This is a genomic window from Streptomyces sp. NPDC052064 (genome assembly GCF_055585925.1).
On the sequence record NZ_JBVJJE010000013.1, the window covers coordinates 40,115 to 63,463 of the forward strand.

Here is a 23,349-nt window from a genome sequence, read left to right on the forward strand (position 1 = left end):
AACCAGCCCGCAATGGTAACATCCTTTCGGGAAAAGCCAGTTGGAGTATGCGGTCATTCTGACCTTCCAATTTTCCGCGAGCATGAGAACTGTCAGAAGGGGCATTTTTGTGACGATCATCGAGAAGCTTGCCGGACTGGGGTACGCCTACGAACCTGCCGCTTTGGAGTTCCCCCCGTTCCAGCAAGCGCGGCGGGTCGGCGACCTGGTCTTCACCTCCGGGCAGATCTCCACACACGACGGTCTGGAGATCAAGGGAAAGGTGGGCAAGGACCTCGACGTCGAGCAGGCCGCCAAGGCAGCCGAGCTCGCCGCCTACAACTGCCTGCGCGCGGTCGGCGCCGTTGCGGACATCGAGTCGATTCAGGGCATCGTCAAGGTCCTGGGCATGGTGAACGTCGCCGACGGCTTCGACTCGACCCCGCTGGTCATCGACGGGGCGAGTGACTTCCTCCTCAAGGCGCTCGGCGACCGGGGACGGCACGCACGCTCCGCCGTGGGGATGGTTCTGCCCTACAACTGGGCCGTCGAGATCGAGATGGTCGTCCACGTGTCCTAGTACCGGGCAGGGAGCCGGGGCCACCGGACGGGTTCCGCCGCCTCGTGCGGTGTCCCGTGGTCCCGGTGACCGGCAACGGGGCGCCGCACGCTAGTCCGTGAGACGGACCGTTCTGCCGCCGCCCTCACGGATGGCGGGTGGCAGCTCGTATGCGGCCGGATCGGCTCGGTGCAACGAGTCGAAGACCTCGTTGATCGCGGCCCGAAGACCCCAGACCTCCGTGTAGGCGGGCCATGACGGATGCCCGCCCGCGATGTCGTCGCGTCGGGCGAAGGGGTAGTTCACCCAGTTCCTGGACTTGGGGAACCGGTGGTGGTAGTCGTGGCAGGGGCCGTCGCCGACCATGACGAACAGTCGGACGACCAGGTGGTTCAGGATCATGCGGAGCCACCAACGGGTCCAGCCCCACGCCCGGCGCATCCCTCGTAGGGCCGGATCGGGCGTTCGCTCGCCCAGCAGGATGCCATGGGTGGCGGCCGCTATGGCAGTGCGGCCGTCCAGGTTCTGTCCCGCTGCCGGGAACAGATGCCGGCAGGAGAGCCGGAGCACGCCGGCGGCGTTGTAGAGCACGGTCAACGGTATGACCCAGACGATGACGGCGATCGTCCAGGCATCGGCCGCGGTGACGACGAGGGCCTGAGCCGCCAGCGTTATGGACATGAGTAGCCGGTGCCGGCCGGATGTACCGGAGAAGTGAGACCGTAGCCGCTCATAGGTGGCCCGCAGGTGGAATATCGGCGACAGAAGCGTGCGCACCATCGACCGCCACATCGCATTTCGCGCCATTCCGGGGCGGCATCCCATGACTTCCACGATAAAGCGGGCCGTGGGATCGTCGATGGTCATATGGCTGACCGAATGATGATCCGACACATGTTCACGGGAGTAGTCGTCATACTCCTGTGTGATCAGCAGAATTGAGATAGCCACGCCAAGAATGCGGTTCGTCCTTTTGTTCGACGCGTACGTCGAATGCGTGCACTGGTGCAGGATCATCGAGCCGAGCTTCCGCATTCCGTGGACCGTCAGCAGCCATGAAACGGGAAGGACGAGCAGCCACCAGCCGCCCGCTGAGATCCCGGCCCAGCCCATGGCGACGCCGGCCACGGTCGGAACCACGGATGCGGTGAGGTGGTCCACGGGCCGGAGATTCCAGCTCGGCTCGTCCGCGAGCGGTTTCCCGGTGACCCACGTCAACACCGTTTGCAGCCGCCTGGGAAGGACGCGCATCGACTCCCGCACGTCCGGTTCCGCTCCGGTCATTTCCGCTCTGCTTGTTCCGGTGTTCCCGGCCCGGCCTGGAGCAGGTAGGCCAGTTTGAGCCCCAACGAATCGTAGGCCGCGTCGGGGGTTTCGGGGCCGGTGACGTGCAGACGAGCCTCAGCAAAGAGATCTTCCCAGAACTGCCGCGTCTCCAGCTGCTGCCGCGTGATGTGGTGGATGAGGTAGTACGGGTTGTAGTAGCCGAGGCCGAGACCGTGCAACATGACCTTCTCGTCAGCAGGTCGGTGATCCACCTCGACCACGATCCAGCTCGCGTCCGGGTGGCGCTGGAAACTGCGGGTGAGGAGGCCGACGATCGCTTCTCGGCCGGCCTGCTCCAGGATCTCCTGCAGGACGAAGGCGGTGATGAAGCAGAGCGGCTCGGGCAGGTCACCGAGGTCGGGTGGCTCGGTGGCGGTGCCCATGCGGATGTCGATGCGATCCGTCAGATTGCGCTCCCTGACCAGCTTCCGGGCGTTGGCCACCGACTGCTCTCCGAGTTCGATGCCGACCCCGCGCAGTCCGGGTATCCGCTCGCAGAGTTCCACGAGGTACCGGCCGTCACCGCAGCCGAGATCCACCACAGTGCGGACCCCGCCCGGTATCCGTTCGAGGAGCCGCTCCGTCATGGGGAGCGCGTCGAACCGGCTGATCCCACAGCTTCCCACCCCCACCCGGACCGCGTCCCGGGACCCGTACACGCCCCGGTCGGCCAGGGCACGGCCGAGGTCGATCATGGTCCCCGCGTATCCGCCGACGAGGAGGGTGTACCAGGGGCGGAAGACGGCGATCTCGGCCCCCTTCGCCGAGAGCGTGACCTCATCCTCAGCCGTGAGCTCGACGAAATCCTCGTTCGCCAAGTACTGGAGAAAACCGCGGAGTCGGTCCTCGTCGAGACCGCAGGAGTGGGCGAGCCGGGCGACCGTGAGAGTGCCCGCGCTCGCGAGGGCCTCGTGCGCACCGGTCTCCAGGAACTGGTACAGGGACTGGGCGAGCACGAAACCGCGGATCGGCTGCAGAGCGGAGACGAGCTTGTCTTCGAGCCCGTCGGAGAGAGCGTCGGTCATGGGATCTCCTTGAATGGGCGGGGTCCACCGGACGCGGCTTCGCCGGGACGTTGGGCGGAGGCATCGACCACCACCACACGAAACCCGACGTCGTAGAACAGGTTGTAGGACCGATCAACGGCCCGGGAGCTGCACGCAGCGAACCGGAAGGTGTTGTACCAGGAACTGCCGCGCACGATGTGCTCGTCGAGCCTGTCGTACGCCGATCGCTCGGTGTCGTGCTCCTGCCCGTAGGGGCGGTTCAGGCTCGTGGTCCACTCCCACACGTTTCCGCCGAGATCGCACGGACCCTCCTCCCACGACGGGAGATAGATGCCCACCGGGCTGGGCTGCCGGATGTTCAGTGCGTTCGTCCGCAGGTGCGTCTTGTCATCGGACTCCTCCTCGCCCCACGGATAGACCCGGTCGTCGTCGACCGGTCGGCAGGCCCGCTCCCACTCGAACTCGGTCGGCAGCGAAACCAGTTGGTCCGGCCCGACCATGCCGGTGCGGCGGCCCTGTTCCGTCGCCCAGGCGCAGTACGCCTCCGCTTCCCAGTAGTTGATCCCGACGACCGGCTGGTTCGGCTGGTTGAAGCGCCGGTCGTCCCAGTAGAACGGTCTGGTACGCGTCCCGATCCGGACGATGGACTCGGCTCTCAGATCGGTGATGAGGATCTCGCCGTCACGGAGCTCCTTCGCGTGGTGCTCGTGCACGGTCTTCAGCCAGTGCGCGCGCAGCTCCGAGAGAACTGCCGGATTGCCGCTGATCCATCCGGTCGCCATCCGGCCGCGCCAGTGGTCCCGGTTGGAATACCCGCCGGCCTCGATGAAGGCTGCGTACTGCGCGTTGGTCACGAGATAGCGGCCGATACCGAAGGCGGGGAAGTCGACCAGCCGTGTCCCTGCCGAGAGCGTGCGGTCGTCGTCCAGCAGGCCGCTGCCCATCAGCGCGGGCCCCGCCGGGATCGCGACGAGATTCTCCCAGGGGCCTCTCGGCCGACCCGATTCCGTGGCGATGCGCCGGTCGCCCAGATGGCCGACGACCGAGGCCGCGCGGAAGCGCTCGGCCAGGGACAGCCGGGCGTCCTCAACCTGTTCCGTGACCGCGTCCTTGGCCCGTTGCCACAGACCGTCGATCCCGTGGGAGTCGGTACCCGGGCTCAGGACGCGGTCGAATCCGAAGGCGGCGAGGCGGCTCTGCCCGATCTCGACGAGCATCTCGGCGGCCAACTGGGAGGTGGTGACCGAGGAGACGGCCGGCGAGGCGCCGTCATGCGCCGGTTCTTCCCGCCGGAGCAGCTCGCTGACCAGCGTGAGAATGTAGAAGATGTTCTCGCCCTCGTAGCCGGCGAAACTCGCCATGAGCCGGAGCGGCTCGCGCCAGTGCAGCATCTGGGCCTTGACGAGGGCGTCCGCGGTTCGCGCCCCTTGGGCGTAATGCTGGCCGGCGAGGAACTCCTGGAAGTAGCGGTGGGCGAACCGGTACCGCCCCGGCCCGATCTCGACGAGCAGGCCGTGGCTGCGCAGCAGCCGGTTCGTCAGCTCGTGCGGGTCGGGTGTCGAGGACCGGACATGCAGGCGGGCCAGGTCAGCGCAGAGAGCCGCGGCCTGGCCGTGGATCTTCTCGGGGGTGACGCCGGTTGCCGATCCTCCCTGGGTGTTCTCCTCCTCGAGGTGGATGTGGTGCGCGACCCGGATGGCCAGGGCGAGCACTGAGCCGACCGGGACGGCAGTCTCGTCGCCGGTCTGCCCACGCCATCTCGCCTTGTCCGCTAGCAGGTACCGGATCGCCCGGTCGCACACGACAGCACGGATGTCGGGCAGCTGGCCCTCGTCGGAGTGGATGAGCGTCAGGAGCGTGAGGAGCAGCGGAAGTTCGCCGAGCTCGGCGAGTTCGGGGTTGAGTAACTCGCGTTTGAGGCTCGAGGCGAGAGCGACCGCCTCCTCCGCGGAGAAGCGGCCGGTCCGGGCGGCCGCGTCGTACCACTGCTGGACATACTGGTTCTTGTCCGTCCGGGTGTACGGCAGCAGTTCGAGCTCGCGGGAGATCCCGACCTTGCGGCTCGGCCTGGTCTGGCGGTAGTCGAACTTCCGGCAGGTGGCGATGATCCGGGTCCCGTTGGCGGGGAGGAGGATGTGTGAGATGGCCCGGCGGATGGCGCCGAGCGATGCCTCCGCGATCTCGTCGATGCCGTCGAGGAGCAGGAGCGCGCGGCCCTGCTGGATCTCGGTGCGCAGGAATTCGGCGAGTTGGTTGCCGGCGTTCCTGCCGTCGCGGGCGATGGTGAGTTTGACCTCCGGCACTCCGGAGAGCAGGAGCAGTTCGGGGTCGCCCGCCATAGCCGCGATGACGCTGCCCAGCTGCACCCTGATGGGCAGCGGGTTGTCCGGGGAAGAGAGGTGGCGACGGGCAGCCCGGACGGCGACGGCGGCGATCGAGGTGGATTTCCCGCCTCCGGGGTCTCCGAGGAGGACGACCGAGTCCTCGGTGGCGTCGAGAAGCTCGCCCAGGTCGACGCCATCGGTCGAGGCGGCCAAGGGGTCCAGGTCTGGGGCCTGAGAGTCCGCGACCCGCAGGGGCGTCCAGATCTGTTCGAGGGTGATCACGCCTGCCTCGTCGCCGGTGCCCGACTGCGCGGCCGGGTCGCCGAACGTCAGCTGGGAACCGGACCGGATCAGGTCGTGCAGGTAGTCCACGATGTTCCAGGAGCCCTGCACGGCAGCAGAGTCGAGTCCCCGAGCGGACTTGGCCGCCAGCTCGGCCGTCAGTCGTCTGATCTCGGCGTCGGGGTCGATGTGGGTGGTGCTCGGCGCGGCATTGCGGGCGAACAGGAACCGCCGGGCCCCCGACGTGCCGCTCTCGACCGGCTCCGGCAGGCCCGCGCGCAGCAGCTGGGCCCGCAGTTCGACGAATATCTGGTCCATTCGCAGCTCGGCGGGCTTGTGTGGGATGCCGCGGGCCACGACGTCCAGGAAGGCTTCGGTGAAGTACGTCGGCTCGTTTCCGAGCGGGGCTTTGGCCTTCGCGTGCATCCGGCTCGCACCCATGAAGTACAGCCCGTCGACGGGGTAGGCCTCGGCCAAGTCGGAAGACTGGAACTGGAAGTTGGCGCGGGTTCCGAGTTCGGCGTGACAGCAGTCGAGGATCACCAGCTTGGTGGCGGCCGGGCTGCCCCGCAGGATCCTGGCGATCGCGTCGTACAGGATCGCGGTGTGCGGCAGCGACTCCGGGTCCGCCTCGCTGTCGGCGAGGGCGAGCGCCAGCTGCCCGTCCGAAGTCCGCAAGCCGTGGCCCACGTAGTAGAGCAACACCGTGTCGGTGACATCCCTGACCACCGGGATCAGCCGGCGGGCGACCTCCGAGGGGCTGGCCAGGTCGGGCAGCGACACCACGCGGTCCGATGGCCAGCCGCACAGGTCGCTGGTCAGTAATCGGGCCATGGCGTCAAGGCTGGATGCTGCGGCGGGGAGATCGGAAATCTTGGGGTCGGCGTAGACGGAGTTGCCGATCAGTACCGCGCGCGACCGGGACAGGTCACGGCCCACGCAACAGCTCCCGAAGCAGCGGCAGTGTCTCCTCGAGGGAATCGGCGGTGATCTCGATGCTGTCACGGCCGCGCTGGACCTTGAGGGTCGTCTTCTGCCCGCGGGACTCGACGATGCTGCGCAGCAGATCGATAAAGCTGGTGATGGCTCCGCTGGAGAAGGCCACGATGAGGAGGTCCATTCCCGAACCCTGATCGCCCGCGGCGATCGGCGCGGGAACCGCCTCAAGGGTTATGCCGCGCATACCGCGGAGCTCGCGGTAGAGCGCGTCGAGGCCGTCGGCGTCGTCCGTCCGCAGTTCGACGACTTGCTGTCCCGGCCCTTGCTGATCTTGGTCCTGACTCTCCATGGCCCCCGCCCTCCCGCGATCACGCAATCCATGGTCCGTGCGCAGTCCCCGCCAAGCAGCCAGCCGACGAGGAGCGCCGCGGCAAGCGCCATTCTCCCCAGGGAATCCGCGGGCCAAACCGCAGATTTGGACCAGCGCGCCCATCGGCGCCTCGATGTTCGCCTTCCGTGCGGCTCTGGGGGCTCGGGAAGGCGGCCGATGATCGCTCGCGCCGCTGTGCCGCCCACGGGGAGAGTGGGCCGTGTCTTCATAACTACCTGCCCCGGGTGCGCCGTTCCGATAGCATGTTCGATCATGTGACGATCATCCTCATTACAACTAACAAATAGAATAAAACAATTGATGCCTTTAAAAATGCGGATTCCCTCGCGAATAAGACGCGGAATGACGTTCGCCGCATGGTCCCGACCGCGGACGATGCTGTGGGCCACGGCGTGTGTGGTGACCCTCGGGTTTCTCAGCGCGCTGGAGATCGCCGCGCGCCGCTACGGGGTGCCCGGGCCGATCACCTGCCAGGTGCAAGAGGTGATCGTCGCGCCCAAATCGGGCTTCCTGCTGTACGCCTGCATGGCACTGACGATGGTGGTACTCACCCGGCGGCAACGGTTCATCGCGTTCGGCGCCGCGATCGGTATCGACGCCGTCTTTCTGGTGGTGCGGTGGGCGGCCGGCACCTATCCGGCCGACGGCCATCCCTTCGGCAACGGCGCGTTATGGGTGATCCTGGGCTGTGCGGTCATCGCCGTCACGCGCCGCACCGGCAAGGAGCGTGTCCTGCTGCTGAAGGGTGTCGGGCTGGGCCTGCTGCTGATGGCCGGCCGCAAGACCGGTGACACCTGGCTGCTCATCACCTCGAAGACCCGCCCGACGGTGCTCGACCCGTACCTGGCGACCGCCGACCACGCGCTGGGCAACCCGTCGTGGCTGGTGGGCCGGATCGTCACGGCCGCCGGCCCGGTCGGTGCCCGTGCCCTCGACTACGTCTACGCCCAACTGGCGGTGGCCGCGGTCGTCGTCGCGCTGTACCAGCTGCGCCACGTGGCGGTCGAGCGCCGCTTCCCGCGCCATCATCTGGTGCGCACGTTCCTGGTCATCGGCCTCCTCGGGCCGGGCATCTACGTGATCTTCCCGGTCGTCGGGCCGATCTTCGCCTACGGCGCCGACGGCGGACACTGGGCGGTGGCCAACCTGTGGCCGGACCTGCCGTCGCCGATCAGCGCCGCCCCGCACGAGATACCGTTCGACGAGATCACCCCCCGCAACTGCATGCCCAGCCTGCACACGGCCTGGGCCACCGCGATCTTCATCCACTCCCGCAAGGGCCCGCGCGGGCTGCGGTACGCGGGCACGTTCTGGCTGATCGCCACGCTCACCGCGACGCTGGGATTCGGTTACCACTACGGCGTGGATCTCGTGGCCGGTGTGGTGTTCACGGTCACGATCGAGGGGGCCCTGCGCTCGCTCAACCGCGGCTGGGACCGGTCGGGAACCCAACTGGTCACCTACGGAGTGGCCGTCTTCGCGGCGCTCTTGCTGTCCTATCGCCTTCTGCCGATGGAGATGGCCGAGCGTCCGTGGCTGTTCGGGCCGCTGCTCATTCTGGCGATGGCCTCGGTGATCTACGGCTACGTACGGACCACCAGTCAGTGGGAACCGAAGGCCGTGCCGGTGCGGCAGCCGGAACCGGAACACGAACTGGTCAGCGGGTGAGCAGGACCGTCAAGGCGCTCACTCCGCCCGCGCAGGCGAGGACGGCACAGGCGCAGGCGGCGTGGCGGCGGAGCAGGGTGTGCCGGAGGGCGGCGTAGCGGCGCTCGTACTCCAGACGCAGCTCCTCGGCCCGCCGGACCGTGCTGTGCAGCAGCTGACGGGTGACGTCGAGACGCCGGCGGACGTAGTGGCCGGTGAGTTCCTCGGCTTGCGCGGTGGTGAGCCACGGCATCCGTGCGCAGAGGTCCTCGGCCTCGCGTCGTGCCTGGTCGCGGTGGGCGTGCGCGAGGAGGTAGCCCTCGGCCTCGTCGGCCAGCGCGTGCCGCGGGTCGTCGTGCGGAGCCTCGTGGCTGCCGCGTCTCACGGCCGTTCGCCCTTGTGCCCGTCGGCCTCGACGACGTCGCGTTTGCCGGTGTTCTCCGACTCGTCCAGCTGGGCCACCTCGGGATGGTGCAGGTCGAAGGCGGGGGATTCGGAGCGGATGCGCGGCAGGGTGACGAAGTTGTGCCGCGGGGGTGGACACGAGGTCGCCCACTCCAGGGAACGCCCGTACCCCCAGGGGTCGTTGACCTCGACCCGCTTGCCCTGCTGGGCGGTTTTCCACACGTTGTACAGGAACGGCAGCGTGGACAGGCCCAGCAGGAACGCGCCGATCGACGAGACGGTGTTCAGCCAGGTGAAGCCGTCCGCGGCGAGGTAGTCGGCGTACCGGCGGGGCATGCCCTCGGCGCCCAGCCAGTGCTGCACCAGGAACGTGGTGTGGAAGCCGACGAACAGCGTCCAGAAGTGGATCTTCTCGACGCGGTTGTCCAGCATCGTGCCGGTCATCTTCGGCCACCAGAAGCTGAAGCCGCCGAACATCGCGAACACGATCGTGCCGAAGAGCACGTAGTGGAAGTGCGCGATCACGAAGTAGGAGTCGGTCACGTGCCAGTCCAGGGGCGGCGAGCCGAGGATGACGCCGGTCAGACCGCCGAAGAGGAACGTGACCAGGAAGCCGGCCGCCCACAGCATCGGCGGCTCGAAGGACAGTGAGCCCTTCCACATCGTGCCGATCCAGTTGAAGAACTTCACCCCCGTCGGCACGGCGATCAGATACGTCATGAAGGAGAAGAACGGCAGCAGGACCGCGCCGGTGGCGAACATGTGGTGCGCCCACACCGTCACGGACAGCCCGGCGATGGCGATCGTGGCGCCGATCAGACCCGTGTAACCGAAGATCGGCTTACGCGCGAAGACGGGGATGATCTCGGTGATCACGCCGAAGAACGGCAGGGCCAGGATGTACACCTCGGGATGGCCGAAGAACCAGAACAGATGCTGCCAGAGGACCGCGCCGCCGTTCTCCGCGTTGAACACCTGCGCCCCGAAGCGGCGGTCGGCCTCCAGCACCAGCAGCGCGGCGGCCAGCACCGGGAACGCCAGCAGCACCAGCACCGAGGTGAGCAGCACGTTCCAGGTGAAGATCGGCATCCGGAACATGGTCATGCCGGGGGCGCGCATGCAGATGATCGTGGTGATGAAGTTGACGGAGCCGAGGATGGTGCCGAACCCGGACAGCGCCAGGCCCATGAGCCACAGGTCCCCGCCGACCTGGGGAGTGCGCTCCCCGCCGCTGAGCGGGGTGTAGGCGGTCCAGCCGAAGTCGGCGGCGCCCTGGGGGGTGAGCAGGCTGCCGAGCACGATCAGGCCGCCGAAGAGGAACAGCCAGTACGAGAACATGTTCAGCCGCGGGAAGGCCACGTCCGGGGAGCCGATCTGCAATGGCATGACCGCGTTGGCGAACCCGGCGAACGTCGGTGTCGCGAACAGCAGCAGCATGATCGTGCCGTGCATGGTGAACGCCTGGTTGTACTGCTCGTGGGACAGCCACTGGATCCCCGGCCGGGCCAGCTCGGCCCGGATCGCCATCGCCAGCGCCCCCGCGATCAGGAAGAAGACGAACGACGTGATCAGGTACAGGTGCCCGATCTTCTTGTGGTCCGTCGTCGTCAGCCAGGAGACGATCACCTGGCCCCGGCCGCGGCGCTCCGCCGCCGGTACCGGAGCGACCGGTTCGGTATGTGTGGCCATGAGCTCCCCGATCGGCAGTGCGTGTCCGACTCGGCGGAAACTAGTCCCGCTGATGCGGCTCGGCCGTCTGACGTGGGGCTTCTCTGGGCTGAACGGCCGAGCGATCCATGCGAATGAGTGGCGTTCCGTTCATGCGGGGAGGGTGGGCCGGCTTTCGGCCCCATGCCTGGCTCGGCGCTTCGATGTGACGGTGGGTCAGCAGGCACAGGGGCAGCAGGAGCGGATGCAGCAGTTGAAGTGCTCTCCCGGCTGAAGCCGGGAGATTCCTGCCTACCTTGCGGTGGCGGGCTTGACGCGTTTGCGCGCCTGACGACTGCGCCTTCCGGCAGCCGGGATCGCCACGAGGCCGATCCGGTACAAGTGCAAGATGTTCCGGGCTGCGTTGAAGTCGGCGTCGCCCGACCATCCGCAATGCGGGTTCTTGCATACGAACGTGGCCTGGTCTTCCCGGCTGCCCGGTGTGGTGAGGCCGCAGGCTGAGCAGCGCTGGGAGGTTCCGGGAGCCGGGACCTTGACCAGGGTGCCTCCGCACTGGGCAAGCTTGTACGTCAACATCGCGGTCGTGCGGCCCCATGCCTCCTGGCTGATGGAGCGGTTGAGACCGGCCTTGGCCTTGACGTTCTTGCCCCGCTCTTCGACGGTGCCCCGAGCGGACTTGACCATGTTCGTGATGGTGAGTGCTTCGACCACCACGACGCCGTAGGTGCGGGCGAGGTAGGCGATGGTCTGATGCTGCCAGTCAAGGGCTCGTCGCGTGGCTTTTGCTCGGAGCTGCTTGATCTGGTCGTAGGTGTGCTGCAAGCGGCGGGAGGTCTTCTCGCCGCGCTTGCGGAGGCGTTTGCGGTGCGTTGCTTCGCGTTCCAGGCGCAGCAGCTTGGCTTTCTCCTTCGGGGTGAGCCACTTGTCCCGGTCGGCGGTGCCGTCCGGGAGACAGGGCGGACGTCCGTGGTCCTGGTGGTCGCCGTTGGACAAGGCGAGCGGCAGATGTCACGGCGAGGATCACCAGGCCCTCCCAGAGGGGGACCGTGCCGTTGAGAGGAACCAGGACGAGTGCCGGCACGCCGCCCAACACGCCTCCGAACACCCGCAGCACGGGTGACGGGGCACTCGCACAGCAGATGGCGACCACCATGGCGATCGAGGCGACCACGACCAGCGGGCCGGTGCCGACCAGGTCCGAGAGGGCGGAGACCGGAAGCACGACCCCTGCCGCCGGCTCACGGCGGCCACCACGGCCAGGGTGACGGCGACCGCTGCCGCTGCTGGAAGAGGTCGAACACAGCCGCAACAAGAAGTGCGCCTACTTCGCCCCGGGCACACTGAACGCCCCGCCCGCGACGGTCCCGAGCACCATCTCGGACCTGCCGGAGGGTGACACCCTGGCCTTCCAGGTGCGGGCCGGGTACGGCGGGCCGTCGGCGTTCCTCATGGGCGCCAGCGACTTCGACGAGCGGGCGGTGCCGGGGGCTGCGCCCCGACCTGGCGATGGTCGCCGTGCCCTCCAGCACCGTCACCCACCGGTACGTGCCCCGGCTGCTGGGCGCACTGGACACCCCCGGCGTCGTGGTCCCCGTACACTGGGACAACTTCGAAGTGCCGCTGAGCGGTTCGCCGGTGCGCGATCCGGCCATGGACCTGGACGCGTTCGTCGCCCAGGTCCGCGAGGTGTCCCCCGCGGCGCGAGTCGTCGTCCCGGACTACCGGACCGTGTACGACGGCAACATGCGGCCGGGAGGTCCACGATGATCACGCGGGTGACCGCCGCGGCCACGGCATCGGCCCCTGCTCTCCTCCTGCGTCCCTGGAGGCCGGCCGACGCCGCGGACCTCGTCGACCTGTATCGGGACGAGGCCCTGCGTCGCTGGGTGAGTGCGGTCGTGCACGACCGTGCCAGTGCGGCGCGGTGGGTCCGGGATCAGCAAGGCGGCTGGGAAGCAGGGCACCGTTTCGCGTTCGCCGTCTCGGAGGTTCGAGAGCATGCCACCGAGGGACAGTTGGTGGGGCACGCCGTCCTCAAGAACGTCACCCCCGGCGTCTCGTCCGCGGAGGTCGGCTACTGGACCGCGGCGCATGCGCGTGGCCGGGGCGTGGCTCCCCGGGCCCTGATGGCGCTGACGGAGTGGGCCTTCATCACCTTCGCCGCCGACGGCCTGACCCGCCTGGAGCTCCTGCACCAGGCGGACAACACGGCCTCGTGCCGCGTCGCGCAGAAGTGCGGCTATGAACTGTCCTCGCTCCTGCCCCCGGCGCCACCCGCGTTCCCTTTCGAGGGTCACGTGCACGCCCGGTCACGGGATCTCTGAACACGCCGCGAGCTCGGTCATGATGCCGCCCCTGCCGGTGCCGGACGCCTCGACCGGGACGTAGCGGACGGTGCAGGCCGGGCCTGCCGCGCGGAAGCCGTCGGACAGCGGGGTCAGGCCGGCCAGGGCGCCCTCGACGCCGATCCGGTCGAGGGCCTCGGAGATCGCGGCCCTGGGCAGTGCCCGCAGCCGTGCGACGAAGTCGCCGCTCACCTCGCCTCCGTTCCGGCCGGGCGGGCGTCCCGCATGGCCTCCGGCAGCGGGGCTCCGGCCCGTACCTCGGCCTCGATGGCCGCCTCGCGGTCCGCGAGCGGCAGCGCCGCTTCCAGTACCTCTTCGGCCCGCTCGCGCGGGACGACCACGACGCCGCCCTCGTCCGCCGGCACCACGTCACCGGGCTCGACGGTCACCCCGCCCAGCGGGACCGGCGTGCCTGTCGGCCGCTGCCGCGGCCGGCCGCGCGCGGTCACCGGCACCTGCGTGCGGGCGAACACCGGGAAGCCGGGGTCGCGCGCCTGCGCCACATCCCGGCACGCACCGTCCGTGTTCCTGCGGGGGTGGCGGCCGGGGCGCTCCCGGCGACGTTCGTGAAGACCGGGTCGCTGAAAGGCCGGCGGGTCCGACTCCGGCTCGGTGAGTGCGGCGGCCCGCGCGAGCGGGGAGACCGCGTCGGCGGGCACGGTCCGCTCCTCCTCCCGCAGCAGCTTTTCGGCCACGGCAAGGGGGATGCGGTCGAGGAACGGAAGGTCGCCTTCCAGGGCTTCCGCGAGGTCGGCCAGGACGTGACGCGGCGAGGGCCAGTGCGCGGAGGAGGGCATGTCCTCGTCGAAGCGGCGGCCCACCTGTCCGTGGCGAGGGCCGGGACGGCAGGCGGTGAACAGGCCGTCCGAGGGCCGCCGACCGGTGCCCAGGGTGATGGGCAGCCCGTCCTCGCCCACCCCGAGGCACCGGAGGAGGGTCGTGTTCCGCACGATGTCCGCGACACCGCACAGCGGTCCGTAGTTCGGCAACTGAACTGTGCCGTCGTCGAGTTCCACCCCGTCGTGGCACCGCGGCGAGGCCACCGGGTCCGGGTGGAACGGCAGGCCGGGCGTGCGCTCCGCGTCCTCGATGCCGGCCTGCGGTGCGGGCGGGCGCAGGGTGGCGTAGGTGAGGGGAGCGTGCCGGGCCGGCCAGGCATCGACCCGGGCGCAGGACTCCTCGACGGCGGGGATGCTCACGGCAGCGGACCCTGCGCCCGGCCACCGACAGCGCCCCCGCCCTCCCTGATGCCGCAGCGTCGTAATCCCGCCGAATTTGAGGTCGTGGCGTACGGCGAGGTGAGCGACGGCGCGAGCGGCGCGAGAATGGTGGGGCCTGGCGACGTCCGCGCGGCAGCTCCGGCCGAACGGTCCGCCGGACACGCACCGCAGACAGACCCGCTCCCCGGCCGGGCACGCTCCGCAGATGCGATCGCACCGTCTTCAGACCGGCACGCACGCGCCGGAACGGAGGAGTGACTCATGGCCACCCCGCTCACCGCCGCCCGGCTCGTCGCCGCGCTGAAGGCCGAGGGCTGCGCCGTTCACGAGGTCGGCGGATGGCGCACCAACAACCGCAACCACAAGGGTCCGTGGGGGCCCGTGCACGGTGTGATGATCCATCACACCGTCACCGGGCCCGGCACGGACGTCGTCGAGCTGATCTACCACGGCCACAGCGCCCTGCCCGGTCCGCTCGCCACCGGATGCATCACCAAGGACGGCGTCGTCCACCTGACCGGTAACGGCCGGGCCAACCACGCCGGCGGCGGAGACGGCGACGTGCTCAATGCCGTCATCGGCGAGTCGTACGGCACGTACCCGCCCGCGACGCACGAGCACGACGGCTCGGCCGGCGCGGTCGACGGCAACGCCCGGTTCTACGGCTGGGAATGCGAGAACAAGGGCGACGGCAAGGACCCGTGGCCGAGTGTCCAGTACATCGCCATCGTCAAGGCCACCGCCGCGATCTGCCGCGCGCACGGCTGGGGCCCCAAGAGCGCGATCGGCCACCTGGAGTGGAGCGACTGGAAGGTCGACCCGCGCGGATTCGGCATGGCCGACTTCCGCGGTGACGTCGCCGACGCCCTGGCCCTCCCGGCGGGCCTGTGGGAAGGAGAGGACCCCATGCCCCAGTACGTCAACCTCGGTACAGCCGGCGGGTATCGGCTCGCGCCCGGTGCCTGGGACTCGGTCGAGTTCGCCACGGAGTGGGCCGACGAGACCGGCGACCACGCCACCGGCGGCAGCGTCTTCGCCCGTGGCCCGGCCCGTTTCAGCGGGAGCGTCAGCCTCCACATCGACGGGCTGCCGACCGGTGCGGTCGTCCAGGCGCGCATGTCGGAGTACGAGGGAGACCAGCACCGCGCGGACCACCCGATCCACGAGATCGTCGGGACCGGCGGCGGCACCTTCGCGGTCGTCCCCCTGACGAAGCGGCTCCCGTCGGGCCGGAGCATGCGGGTCAGGCTGCTGAACCAGGCCGCCGTCCCGGTCACGGTCGCGGGCGCGGTGCTGACCGTGCTGGTGTGGAAGGAGAGCTGAGCGGGCGGTCTACCGTGCCGTCGGCAGCCCGGGGCCCGTGCAGCGCACGTTCGCCGACGGCACTTCTCCGCGCAGCAGGTAGGCCGCCACGGTGTCGTCCACGCACGCGTTGCCGCGGCTTGCGAACACGCCGTGGGAGTAGTCGTCGTCGAGGGTGACCAGGCGTGAGCCGGGCAGCAGGGGCTGGAGGCGGCGGGCGCCCTCGATCGGCGTGACGGGGTCGTGTGCGGAGGCCACGAGGAGGACCGGCGGCGCGTCCGGGCTGCCGAGCGGGGTACGGCGGCCCGGCCGGTGGTGCCAGTAGGCGCAGGTGCTCGCCTCCATGCCCGTCAGCACCGGCTGCGGGTCGAGACGGCGGGTGCGACGGATGTCCCCGACGATGTCGCGGGAGCCGGGGGCGGGCCCGTCGGCACACTTGACGACGCGGTTGGCCGCCTCGTAGTTGCGGGAGTCGGGGCTGTCGAATGCGCCGGCCGGGCGCAGGCCGTCCGGGTCGCCGTCGGTCAACTGGCCGCGCAGCCCGTCCGCGAGGCCCGCCCAGCGTTCCGTGCGGCCCAGGGCGCGGTACACGGCCCGGTCGAACTCCGCCGGACCGAAGCCCGCCACCGGTCGCTCGGTGAGTTCCCGGCGTACGCGTAGATACGAGTCCCGCACCCCGGCCGGCGTCCTGCCCAGGCCGAAGCGCCCGGCGTGCGCGGCGGTCCACGCGAAGAAGGTGTCGCGCTGCCGCAGCAGGGCCCGGCTCTGGAGCACGTCGAAGTCGTACCAGTCCCCGGGGCCGACCACGCTGTCGAGCACCATCCGGCCGACGCGGTGCGGGAAGCGGGCGGTGTAGGCCGCGCCGAGGTAGCTGCCGTAGGAGACGCCGAGGAAGCTCGTCCGCGGTTCGCCGAGGGCCGCGCGTATCGCGTCCATGTCGTACGCCGTCTGCTCGGTGGACAGGTACGGCAGCAGGCGGCCGGCGTGCGTGGCGCAGTCGTCGGCCAGGACGCGCAGGGACGCCAGGTGGGCGTGCTCCGCCCGGGGTCCCGCCGGCACCGGGTCGCTGCCCGGGCTGTCGAAGAGTCCGCCCATCGGGCCGCACGTGACGGGGGTGCTCCGCCCGACGCCGCGCGGGTCGAAGCCGACGACGTCGTACGCCCGCCGCACGCTCTCGGGGAGTCTGGCCCGCTTGGTGACCGCGTAGGGAAGGCCGGAGCCGCCCGGACCGCCCGGGTTGACCAGCAGGGTGCCGCGCCGTTCGACGGGGGTGCCCGAGGCGCGGACCCGGGAGACCGCCACCTCGATGCGCGGCCCCGAGGGGCGGTGCCAGTCGAGGGGCACGGCGAGCCGCCCGCACTCGACGCGCTCCGGCGCGGACGGCCGGGGGACGGAATCCGGACAGGCGGTGAAACGGAGCGGGGAGGGCGGTTCGGCGGCCTGGACGGGGGCGGCGGGGAGCAGAGCGGTGGCGGCCGCCAGGGCGCACAGGAGTGCGGTGCGGCGTGCGGGACGGATCAAGGGGGTTCTCCAGAAGATCTTCGCCAATCAGGTGACAATGAAAATGATTATCGATAACGTCTTCGGCGGCAACACCCGGCGCCCTCCCCCCGGAGGGCTCGCCGGGCTGCCCGCACGCCGCGAACTCAACTCAAGGAAAGGGGAGTTGTGGCTCATCTGTTGGTGGTCGAGAGCTGGGTCGGGTCCATGAGCAGACTGCTGCCGCGGGCGATCCGGGAGAACGGACACGCGTTCACCTTCCTCACCCGCGACCTGCACCACTACCTGCGCTCCGCACCGGAGGGGACGGCCCATCCGCTGCTCGGCGCCCGCAACGTCATCACCGCCGACACCAACGACATCGAGGCGCTGCTGCCCGAGGTCGAGCGGCTGCACGGGGTGCTCGGCTTCGACGGGGTCGTCACCTCCTGCGACTACTACCTGCCGACGGTGGCCCGGATCGCGGGACGCCTCGGCCTGCCCGGCCCAGGTCCCGAGGCCGTGGAGAACGCCTGCCGCAAGGACGCCACCCGCCGCGTCCTCGACGACGCCGGGGTGCCCGGACCGCGCTTCGTCGTGCGGGAGGAGTGGGCGGAGATCGCGCGGGCCGCCCGGGAGATCGGCTACCCGCTCGTCGTCAAGCCCGTCGACCTGTGCGCGGGCATGTACGTGCGCCGGGTCGACGACGAGGCCCAACTCGCCGCCGCCTGCCGGGCTTTGGCCGACTTCCCGGTCAACGCACGCGGCCAGCGGCGTACCCCCGTGGTGCTGCTGGAGGAGCTGCTGGACGGCCCCGAGGTGAGCGTCGAGACGGTGTCGCACGCGGGCACGGTCCAGGTGGTGGGCGTGACCGACAAGAGCGTCGGCGGCGCACCCGCCTTCGTCGAGACCGGCCATATGTTCCCCGCCGCCCTGCCGCCCGGCGACACCGAGGCCGCCGAAGACACCGCCCTGGCCGCGCTCAAGGCCCTCGGCCTGACCGACGGGGTCGTGGCGCACACGGAGATCAAGCTGACCTCCGCCGGTCCGCGCGTGGTCGAGGTCAACCCCCGGCCCGCCGGGAACCGCATCACCGAACTCATACGCCACGTCACCGGAATCGACCTCGCCGCCGCCTGCGTGGACGTCGCCCTGGGCCGCGCCCCCGACCTGCGGCGCGTCGACACCGGGCTGCGCAGCGCCGCGATCGGCTTCCTCGTGCCGGAGGCCTCGGGCACCCTCGAAGCGCTGGACGGCAGCGGCGTACGGGACCTGCCCGGTGTGCTGGAGGCGCAACTCGCCGAGCCCGGCAAGGCCGTGAAGGCGGCGGGCAGCAACAACGAGTACCTGGGGCACGTCATGGCAGGTGACGCCGACGGGCCCGGGGCCCGCGAGCGCGTCGAGAGCCTGCTGGACGGGCTGCGCGGCGGGCTGGTGATCCGATGACCACCGCGACCCACGGAGTGTCGTACGACGACCTCCTGCACCGGGTGCGCGCGGGCGCCCTCGGGCCCGACCCGGCCACCCAGCGCATCGCCGTCGCCTTCACCACCCGGCAGGCCGTACGGCACGACGGACGCGGCACCGGCTACCGCAACGAGGTGCTCAGCCTGCGCCTGGCCGAGGCCGTCGGCTCCTGCGCGGTCGAGCCCGGGGCGCTGCCGGACAGCGCCGTCGAGGAGTGCGTGGGCGCGGACGTGGCGCGACTGCTGGAGCACCCGCTGCCGCCGGTGCGCGTGGCGGCCCTCGACGCCTACCTGATGCACGTCCTGCCGCACACCCCCGCCCAGGGAGCCAGGGCCCTCCCACTGCCCGCCGGGTCGTCGCTGGAGAAGTCCCGGGCCCGTGCCAAGGCCGTCGCCGGCCTGCTCGACCTGTCGCCCGGCGCCACGGTGCTCGTGGTGGGCGTCGTCAACTCCCTCCTGGAGGCGCTGCGTTCGCGTGGCCTGCGGTACGTCCCCTGTGACCTCAAGGGCGGCGAGACCGAGTGGGGCGAGCCGGTCGTCGGCGACGCGCTCGCCGCGGCCGGCCGCTGTGACGCGCTGCTCGTCTCCGGCATGACCCTGGGCAACGGCACCTTCGAACCGCTGCGGCGGCACGCACTGGAGCACGGCAAGCAGCTGGTGATGTTCGCCCAGACCGGGAGCGCCGTCCTGCCCCGCTTCCTCGGGCACGGCGTCAGCGCGGTGTGCGCGGAGCCGTATCCGTTCTTCTGGCTCGACGGCGGTCCCGGTGTCCTGCACCGCTATGGCGGCTCCTGTCCGGGAGGCATGCGATGACCGCCACCGCGCTCCGGCCCGCCGCGCGACGGGAGCTGCTCTCCCTGGTCGGCCGTACCCCACTGGCCCGGATCACCGCGGACCTGCCGGCACCGCATCCCGGTTTCTGGGCCAAGCTCGAAGGGCTCGCGGCGGGCGGGATGAAGGCACGCGCCGCCGTCTCCATGCTGCTGGGCGCCCGCGAGCGCGGCGAACTGCGGCCCGGCGCCCCGGTGGTGGAGTCCACCTCCGGCACGCTCGGCATCGGTCTCGCCTTCGCCGGACAGGCACTCGGCCACCCCGTCGTGCTGGTCGGCGACAGCGAACTGGAGCCGTCCATGCGGCAGTTGCTGCGCGCCCACGGAGTGCGGCTGGAGGTCGTGGACCGGCCGGCGCCGCAGGGAGGCTGGCAGGCCGCGCGGCTCGCCCGGCTGCGGGCCCTGCTCGCCGAACTGCCCGGCGCCTACTGGCCCGACCAGTACAACAACCCCGACAACACCGCCGGTTACGCCTCCCTGGCCGCCGAACTCGCCGTCCAGCTCGACCACCTCGACATCCTGGTGTGCAGCGTCGGCACCGGCGGCCACAGCGCCGGCATCATCGGCCCGCTGCGGCGCCACTGGCCCGCCCTGCGCCTCATCGGCGTCGACGCCACCGGCTCCACCATCTTCGGCCAACCCGCCCGGCCCCGGCTGATGCGCGGCCTGGGCAGCAGCATCCACCCGCGCAACGTCGCCTACGACGCCTTCGACGAGGTCCACTGGATCGGCCCCGCCGAGGCCGTGGACAGCTGCCGCCGACTGGCACGCGGCGCCTTCGTCAGCGGCGGCTGGAGCACCGGAGCCGCGGCCCGGGTCGCCGCCTGGGCCGCCCGCGTCCACCCCGGGGCGGTCGTCGCCACCGTCTTCCCCGACGGTCCGCACCGTTACCTCGGCACGGTCTACGACGACGACTTCACCACCGCCCACGGCCTCGACCCGGCCACCGCGGCCACCCGGCCGGTCGAGATCCCGCACCCGCACGCGGCGGAGGCCGCCGGCTGGGCCCGCTGCACCCGCGTCAGCGACCCGCTCACCGCCCCCGCCCTCCAGGAAGAGAGCCCGTGAAGTCCAGCCTGCGCACCGTGCGCCTCGAACTCGCCGAGCCGCTGCGCATCTCCCGTTCCACCATGGCCGCACGCGACGCCGTGTGGCTGACCGTCGAGCACGACGGACTGCGCGGTCACGGCGAGGCCGTCACCAGCGTGTACTACGGACTCGGCACCGAGACCCTTCTGCGGCTCCTCACCACCGTGGACCTGAGCCGCTTTCCCGATCCGGAGAGTGCTCTGGAGGCCCTCCGGGCGGGGGAGTCGCCTCTTGGCGAGGTGCCGCCCGCGATTGTCGCCGCCGTCGAGTCGGCGCTGCTCGACCTGGTCGGCAAACGCGCGGGCGTCCCCGTGCACCGCCTCCTCGGAGCCGCCGCACCGCCCCTCGCCGCCACCGCCCGCACCATCGGCATCACGGACCCCGGCCACGCGGCCGCCGAGGCCCGACGGCTCACCGCGAGCGGCTTCGAGCTCGTCAAGGTAAAGGCGGGCGCCCCCGACCCCGAGGACGACATCGAGCGCGTCCGCGTCATCCGCGACGCCGCGCCCCGGGCCCGGCTGCTCCTCGACCCCAACGGCGCCTGGTCCGTGGCCCAGGCGGACGCCCTGCTGCCGCGCTTCGCCGCCCTCGGCGTGGAAGCCGTCGAGCAGCCCGTCGCCCCGGGCGACCCGGACGCCCTGGCCGCCCTCGCGGAACGCGCACCGCTGCCCGTCATCGCCGACGAGGACGCCGTCGGGCTGGACGACGTCCGCCGCCTCGCCGGACGGGTCCACGGCGTCAACGTCAAGCTCGCCAAGTGCGGCGGCGTGCACGCGGCCCTGCGCATCGCCGAGGCCGTCGAGGGCAGCGGCACGGCGCTGATGCTGGGCTGCCTCACCGCCAGCAGCCTCGGCCTCGCCCCCGCCGTCCACCTGGCCGACCGGGCCCGCTGGGCCGACCTCGACGGGCATCTGCTGCTCGCCCACGACCCGTGGACCGGGATCGGCGGCACGGACGGCGTCGTCCGCACCAGTGGCCTCGCCGGCCTGGGCGTCGAGGAGGTGGCCTGCCATGAAGACGTGGCATGAGATGAAGCGCCTCCCGCTCGCCGTACGGCTCCTGCTGGTCAACCAGCTCGGCGTCAACACCGGCTTCTACCTGCTCATCCCCTACCTCGCCACCCACCTCACCGAGAACCTGGGCCTGTCGGCGGCGGTCGTCGGCGTCGTCCTCGGCGTGCGCAACCTCAGCCAGCAGGGCCTGTTCATCATCGGCGGCTCCGCCTCCGACCGGCTCGGCGCACGCGGCGTCATCATCGCCGGATGCGCGCTGCGCACCCTCGGGTTCGCGTTGTTCGCGCTCGGCGACGGGCTGGCGGTGCTGCTCGCCGCGTCCGTGCTCAGCGGAGTCGCCGGGGCCCTGTTCAACCCGGCCGTGCGCGCCTACCTTGCGCAGGAGGCGGGGGAGAACAAGGCCGAGGCGTTCGCCCTGTTCAACGTCTTCGCCACCACCGGCGCCCTGATCGGCCCGCTGCTGGGCAGCGCCCTGCTGCTCGTCGACTTCCGCACCTCCGCGCTCACCGCCGCCGGCATCTTCGCCGTCCTCACCGTGGCGCAGGCCCTGGTGCTGCCCGCGCGGAACGTCGAGCCCGCCAAGAGCGGTGTGCTCGCCGACTGGCGTGAAGTCCTCGGCAACCGCGCCTTCCTGGCCTTCGCCCTCGCCATGGTCGGCATGTTCACCCTGGAGAGCCAGCTGTACCTGCTGCTGCCCGCCGGAGCACGGCAGGCCACCGGCTGGGACGGCGCGGCCGGCCTCGTCTTCCTCGTCGGCACCCTCGCCAACCTCGGCCTCCAGCTCCGCATCACCCGGTCCCTGAAGTCCCGGGGCAGCCGGGCGCGCTGGATCGCCGCCGGACTCGCCCTCATGGGGCTGGCGTTCCTGCCGCCGGCCCTCGTCGCGGGCAGCTCACGGGACGGACTGCTCGACGCCGTACCCGTCCTGGCCGGCGCGCTGCTGCTCTACGTCGGCGTCATGGTCGCCCAGCCGTTCGTGATGGAGCTGATCCCCGGCTTCGGCCGCCCCGAGCTGACCGGCACGTACTTCGGGATCTTCTACGTCGTCTCCGGCGTCGCCGCGGCCCTCGGCAACACCGCCGTCGGCTGGGCCATGGACACCGGTGAGCAGGGCGCCGCGTGGCTGCCCTGGGTGTGCTGCGCGCTCTTCGGCCTCGTCTCCGCGCTCGGCGTGGCCTGGCTGCACCGGCTCGGCGCCCTGCCCGCGAGCCACGTCCCGGAGGTCGCCGCCGCTCCGGCGGGGGAGAGGAGCACGGCGTGACCAGCGGCTCCGGCGGGCCCCCGGAGACCAGCGGCAACCTCCTCACCGACAACCCCGCGCTGTACGAGGCCCGCTTCCCCGACGCCGAGCGGCTGTCCGCCCGGTGGGCGGAGGACTGCCTGCGCCGCCACGGGGCCGGGCCGCGCGTGCTGGACATGGGCTGCGGCACCGGCCGCGACGCCGCCGCCCTGCACGCGGCCGGCCGGACCGTGACCGGCGCCGACCTCTCCGAGGCGATGCTCACCCACGCCCGCACGCACCACCCCGGTCCCGCGTACGTCCGGGCCGACCTGCACGGCTTCGGCCTCGGCACCTTCGACGCCGTCGTCTGCCTGGACAGCTCTCTGCTGTACTGCCACACCAACGACCAGGTCGACGGCTTCCTCGCCTCCTGCCGCAAGGCGCTCACACCGGGCGGCCTGCTCGTCGCGGAGATGCGCAACGGCGCGTACTTCCTCGGCCGGACCGATCTGCTCGACCGGCCCGCCGTCCACGAGTTCACCTGGCAGGGCACGGCCTACCGGTCCACCACGACGCTGACGGTGGACCGTACGGCCCAGCTCCTGCGCCGCACCCGCGTCTGGACCACCGGCGACGGATCCCCGCCCGTCGCACAGCACTCCGCTTGGCGGCTGCTCCTCCCGCAGGAGCTGCGGCACTTCCTCGCCGCGCACGGATTCGAGGTGCTCGAACTCCACGACGGCCCCGGGCCACGCACCGAACGCCCATGGCAAGAGGGCGAGTTGCCCGGCCGGTCGACCGACGGTGACCGGCTCCACCTCGTCGCGCGAACGCTCACCCACTGACCCGAAGGACC

General features: G+C 70.9%; 19 protein-coding genes and 2 pseudogenes. 11 read left to right on the forward strand and 10 right to left on the reverse strand.

Annotated elements, in window-relative coordinates; translation table 11 throughout:
• Window positions 1–109 precede the first annotated feature (109 nt).
• Window positions 110–559 carry a RidA family protein gene (locus ACZ6TU_RS30945; protein WP_467681614.1) on the forward strand — a complete coding sequence of 150 codons (450 nt, stop codon included), beginning with the start codon at window positions 110–112 and terminating at the stop codon, window positions 557–559.
• Between the two features lie 90 nt (window positions 560–649).
• On the opposite strand, the gene ACZ6TU_RS30950 is transcribed toward ACZ6TU_RS30945, so the two are convergent.
• The 4 genes from ACZ6TU_RS30950 to ACZ6TU_RS30965 are packed head-to-tail and all read right to left on the reverse strand — an operon-like array spanning window position 650 to window position 6,765.
• Window positions 650–1,822 carry a stearoyl-CoA 9-desaturase gene (locus tag ACZ6TU_RS30950; protein ID WP_469552292.1) on the reverse strand — a complete coding sequence of 391 codons (1,173 nt, stop codon included), beginning with the start codon at window positions 1,820–1,822 and terminating at the stop codon, window positions 650–652.
• A complete protein-coding gene (locus ACZ6TU_RS30955) occupies window positions 1,819–2,889 on the reverse strand; it encodes a methyltransferase domain-containing protein (protein WP_469552293.1) in 1,071 nt (356 codons plus the stop codon). The genes ACZ6TU_RS30950 and ACZ6TU_RS30955 overlap by 4 nt, the downstream gene beginning before the upstream one ends.
• Window positions 2,886–6,416 (reverse strand): caspase, EACC1-associated type, encoded by a 3,531-nt coding sequence (locus tag ACZ6TU_RS30960; protein ID WP_467681620.1) that lies wholly within the window; start codon window positions 6,414–6,416, stop codon window positions 2,886–2,888. Before ACZ6TU_RS30960 ends, ACZ6TU_RS30955 begins: the two co-directional genes overlap by 4 nt.
• Window positions 6,406–6,765, reverse strand: coding sequence for an effector-associated constant component EACC1 (locus ACZ6TU_RS30965; protein ID WP_467681622.1), 360 nt, complete (start codon window positions 6,763–6,765; stop codon window positions 6,406–6,408). The genes ACZ6TU_RS30960 and ACZ6TU_RS30965 overlap by 11 nt, the downstream gene beginning before the upstream one ends.
• Before the next feature lie 417 nt (window positions 6,766–7,182).
• Between ACZ6TU_RS30965 and ACZ6TU_RS30970 the strand changes: the two genes are divergently transcribed.
• Window positions 7,183–8,475 carry a phosphatase PAP2 family protein gene (locus tag ACZ6TU_RS30970; RefSeq protein ID WP_467681676.1) on the forward strand — a complete coding sequence of 431 codons (1,293 nt, stop codon included), beginning with the start codon at window positions 7,183–7,185 and terminating at the stop codon, window positions 8,473–8,475.
• Here ACZ6TU_RS30970 and ACZ6TU_RS30975 read toward each other — a convergent pair.
• The 3 genes and pseudogenes from ACZ6TU_RS30975 to ACZ6TU_RS30985 form a co-directional block, all read right to left on the reverse strand.
• Window positions 8,465–8,839, reverse strand: a complete 375-nt coding sequence (locus ACZ6TU_RS30975; RefSeq protein ID WP_467681624.1) for a hypothetical protein — start codon at window positions 8,837–8,839, stop codon at window positions 8,465–8,467. The genes ACZ6TU_RS30970 and ACZ6TU_RS30975 overlap by 11 nt on opposite strands.
• Window positions 8,836–10,548, reverse strand: coding sequence for an aa3-type cytochrome oxidase subunit I (gene ctaD / locus ACZ6TU_RS30980; protein WP_467681626.1), 1,713 nt, complete (start codon window positions 10,546–10,548; stop codon window positions 8,836–8,838). The genes ACZ6TU_RS30975 and ctaD overlap by 4 nt, the downstream gene beginning before the upstream one ends.
• A gap of 270 nt (window positions 10,549–10,818) precedes the next feature.
• Window positions 10,819–11,532 (reverse strand): annotated as a pseudogene (locus ACZ6TU_RS30985) (RNA-guided endonuclease InsQ/TnpB family protein); the annotation flags it as partial.
• A gap of 293 nt (window positions 11,533–11,825) precedes the next feature.
• On the opposite strand from ACZ6TU_RS30985, the pseudogene ACZ6TU_RS30990 reads away from it, so the two are divergent.
• Both ACZ6TU_RS30990 and ACZ6TU_RS30995 read left to right on the forward strand, forming a co-directional pair.
• Window positions 11,826–12,294: pseudogene (locus tag ACZ6TU_RS30990) on the forward strand (MBL fold metallo-hydrolase); the annotation flags it as partial.
• Window positions 12,291–12,851 (forward strand): GNAT family N-acetyltransferase, encoded by a 561-nt coding sequence (locus ACZ6TU_RS30995; RefSeq protein WP_469552296.1) that lies wholly within the window; start codon window positions 12,291–12,293, stop codon window positions 12,849–12,851. The pseudogene ACZ6TU_RS30990 and the gene ACZ6TU_RS30995, both read left to right, overlap by 4 nt.
• On the opposite strand, the gene ACZ6TU_RS31000 is transcribed toward ACZ6TU_RS30995, so the two are convergent.
• Together ACZ6TU_RS31000 and ACZ6TU_RS31005 are read right to left on the reverse strand one after the other, a co-directional pair.
• Window positions 12,837–13,064 carry a hypothetical protein gene (locus ACZ6TU_RS31000; protein WP_469552299.1) on the reverse strand — a complete coding sequence of 76 codons (228 nt, stop codon included), beginning with the start codon at window positions 13,062–13,064 and terminating at the stop codon, window positions 12,837–12,839. The two genes, ACZ6TU_RS30995 and ACZ6TU_RS31000, sit on opposite strands and share 15 nt — an antisense overlap.
• The gene (locus tag ACZ6TU_RS31005; RefSeq protein ID WP_469552301.1) at window positions 13,061–14,071 is read right to left on the reverse strand and encodes an RraA family protein; all 1,011 of its coding nucleotides are present in this window, start codon (window positions 14,069–14,071) and stop codon (window positions 13,061–13,063) included. The genes ACZ6TU_RS31000 and ACZ6TU_RS31005 overlap by 4 nt, the downstream gene beginning before the upstream one ends.
• 282 nt (window positions 14,072–14,353) lie before the next feature.
• Here ACZ6TU_RS31005 and ACZ6TU_RS31010 point away from each other — a divergent pair, with 282 nt between their 5' ends.
• Window positions 14,354–15,415, forward strand: coding sequence for a peptidoglycan recognition protein family protein (locus ACZ6TU_RS31010; protein WP_467681632.1), 1,062 nt, complete (start codon window positions 14,354–14,356; stop codon window positions 15,413–15,415).
• A 9-nt stretch (window positions 15,416–15,424) separates the two neighbouring features.
• Here the strand turns inward: ACZ6TU_RS31010 and ACZ6TU_RS31015 are convergent, their stop codons facing one another.
• Entirely contained in the window at window positions 15,425–16,915 is a 1,491-nt protein-coding gene (locus ACZ6TU_RS31015; RefSeq protein ID WP_469552302.1) for an alpha/beta hydrolase, read from the reverse strand.
• A gap of 147 nt (window positions 16,916–17,062) precedes the next feature.
• Here ACZ6TU_RS31015 and ACZ6TU_RS31020 point away from each other — a divergent pair, with 147 nt between their 5' ends.
• From ACZ6TU_RS31020 to ACZ6TU_RS31045, 6 genes are read left to right on the forward strand one after another with little or no spacing between them, the layout of a single operon-like run.
• A complete protein-coding gene (locus ACZ6TU_RS31020) occupies window positions 17,063–18,319 on the forward strand; it encodes an ATP-grasp domain-containing protein (RefSeq protein WP_467681636.1) in 1,257 nt (418 codons plus the stop codon).
• The gene (locus tag ACZ6TU_RS31025) at window positions 18,316–19,152 is read left to right on the forward strand and encodes a Rossmann-like domain-containing protein (protein WP_467681638.1); all 837 of its coding nucleotides are present in this window, start codon (window positions 18,316–18,318) and stop codon (window positions 19,150–19,152) included. The genes ACZ6TU_RS31020 and ACZ6TU_RS31025 overlap by 4 nt, the downstream gene beginning before the upstream one ends.
• The gene (locus ACZ6TU_RS31030; RefSeq protein ID WP_467681640.1) at window positions 19,149–20,237 is read left to right on the forward strand and encodes a PLP-dependent cysteine synthase family protein; all 1,089 of its coding nucleotides are present in this window, start codon (window positions 19,149–19,151) and stop codon (window positions 20,235–20,237) included. The genes ACZ6TU_RS31025 and ACZ6TU_RS31030 overlap by 4 nt, the downstream gene beginning before the upstream one ends.
• Window positions 20,234–21,286 (forward strand): dipeptide epimerase, encoded by a 1,053-nt coding sequence (locus ACZ6TU_RS31035; protein WP_467681642.1) that lies wholly within the window; start codon window positions 20,234–20,236, stop codon window positions 21,284–21,286. The genes ACZ6TU_RS31030 and ACZ6TU_RS31035 overlap by 4 nt, the downstream gene beginning before the upstream one ends.
• The gene (locus ACZ6TU_RS31040; protein WP_467681644.1) at window positions 21,270–22,532 is read left to right on the forward strand and encodes an MFS transporter; all 1,263 of its coding nucleotides are present in this window, start codon (window positions 21,270–21,272) and stop codon (window positions 22,530–22,532) included. Before ACZ6TU_RS31035 ends, ACZ6TU_RS31040 begins: the two co-directional genes overlap by 17 nt.
• Complete coding sequence (locus ACZ6TU_RS31045; RefSeq protein WP_467681646.1) at window positions 22,529–23,338, forward strand: class I SAM-dependent DNA methyltransferase; 810 nt, start codon at window positions 22,529–22,531, stop codon at window positions 23,336–23,338. The genes ACZ6TU_RS31040 and ACZ6TU_RS31045 overlap by 4 nt, the downstream gene beginning before the upstream one ends.
• The last annotated feature ends 11 nt before the right edge of the window (window positions 23,339–23,349 follow it).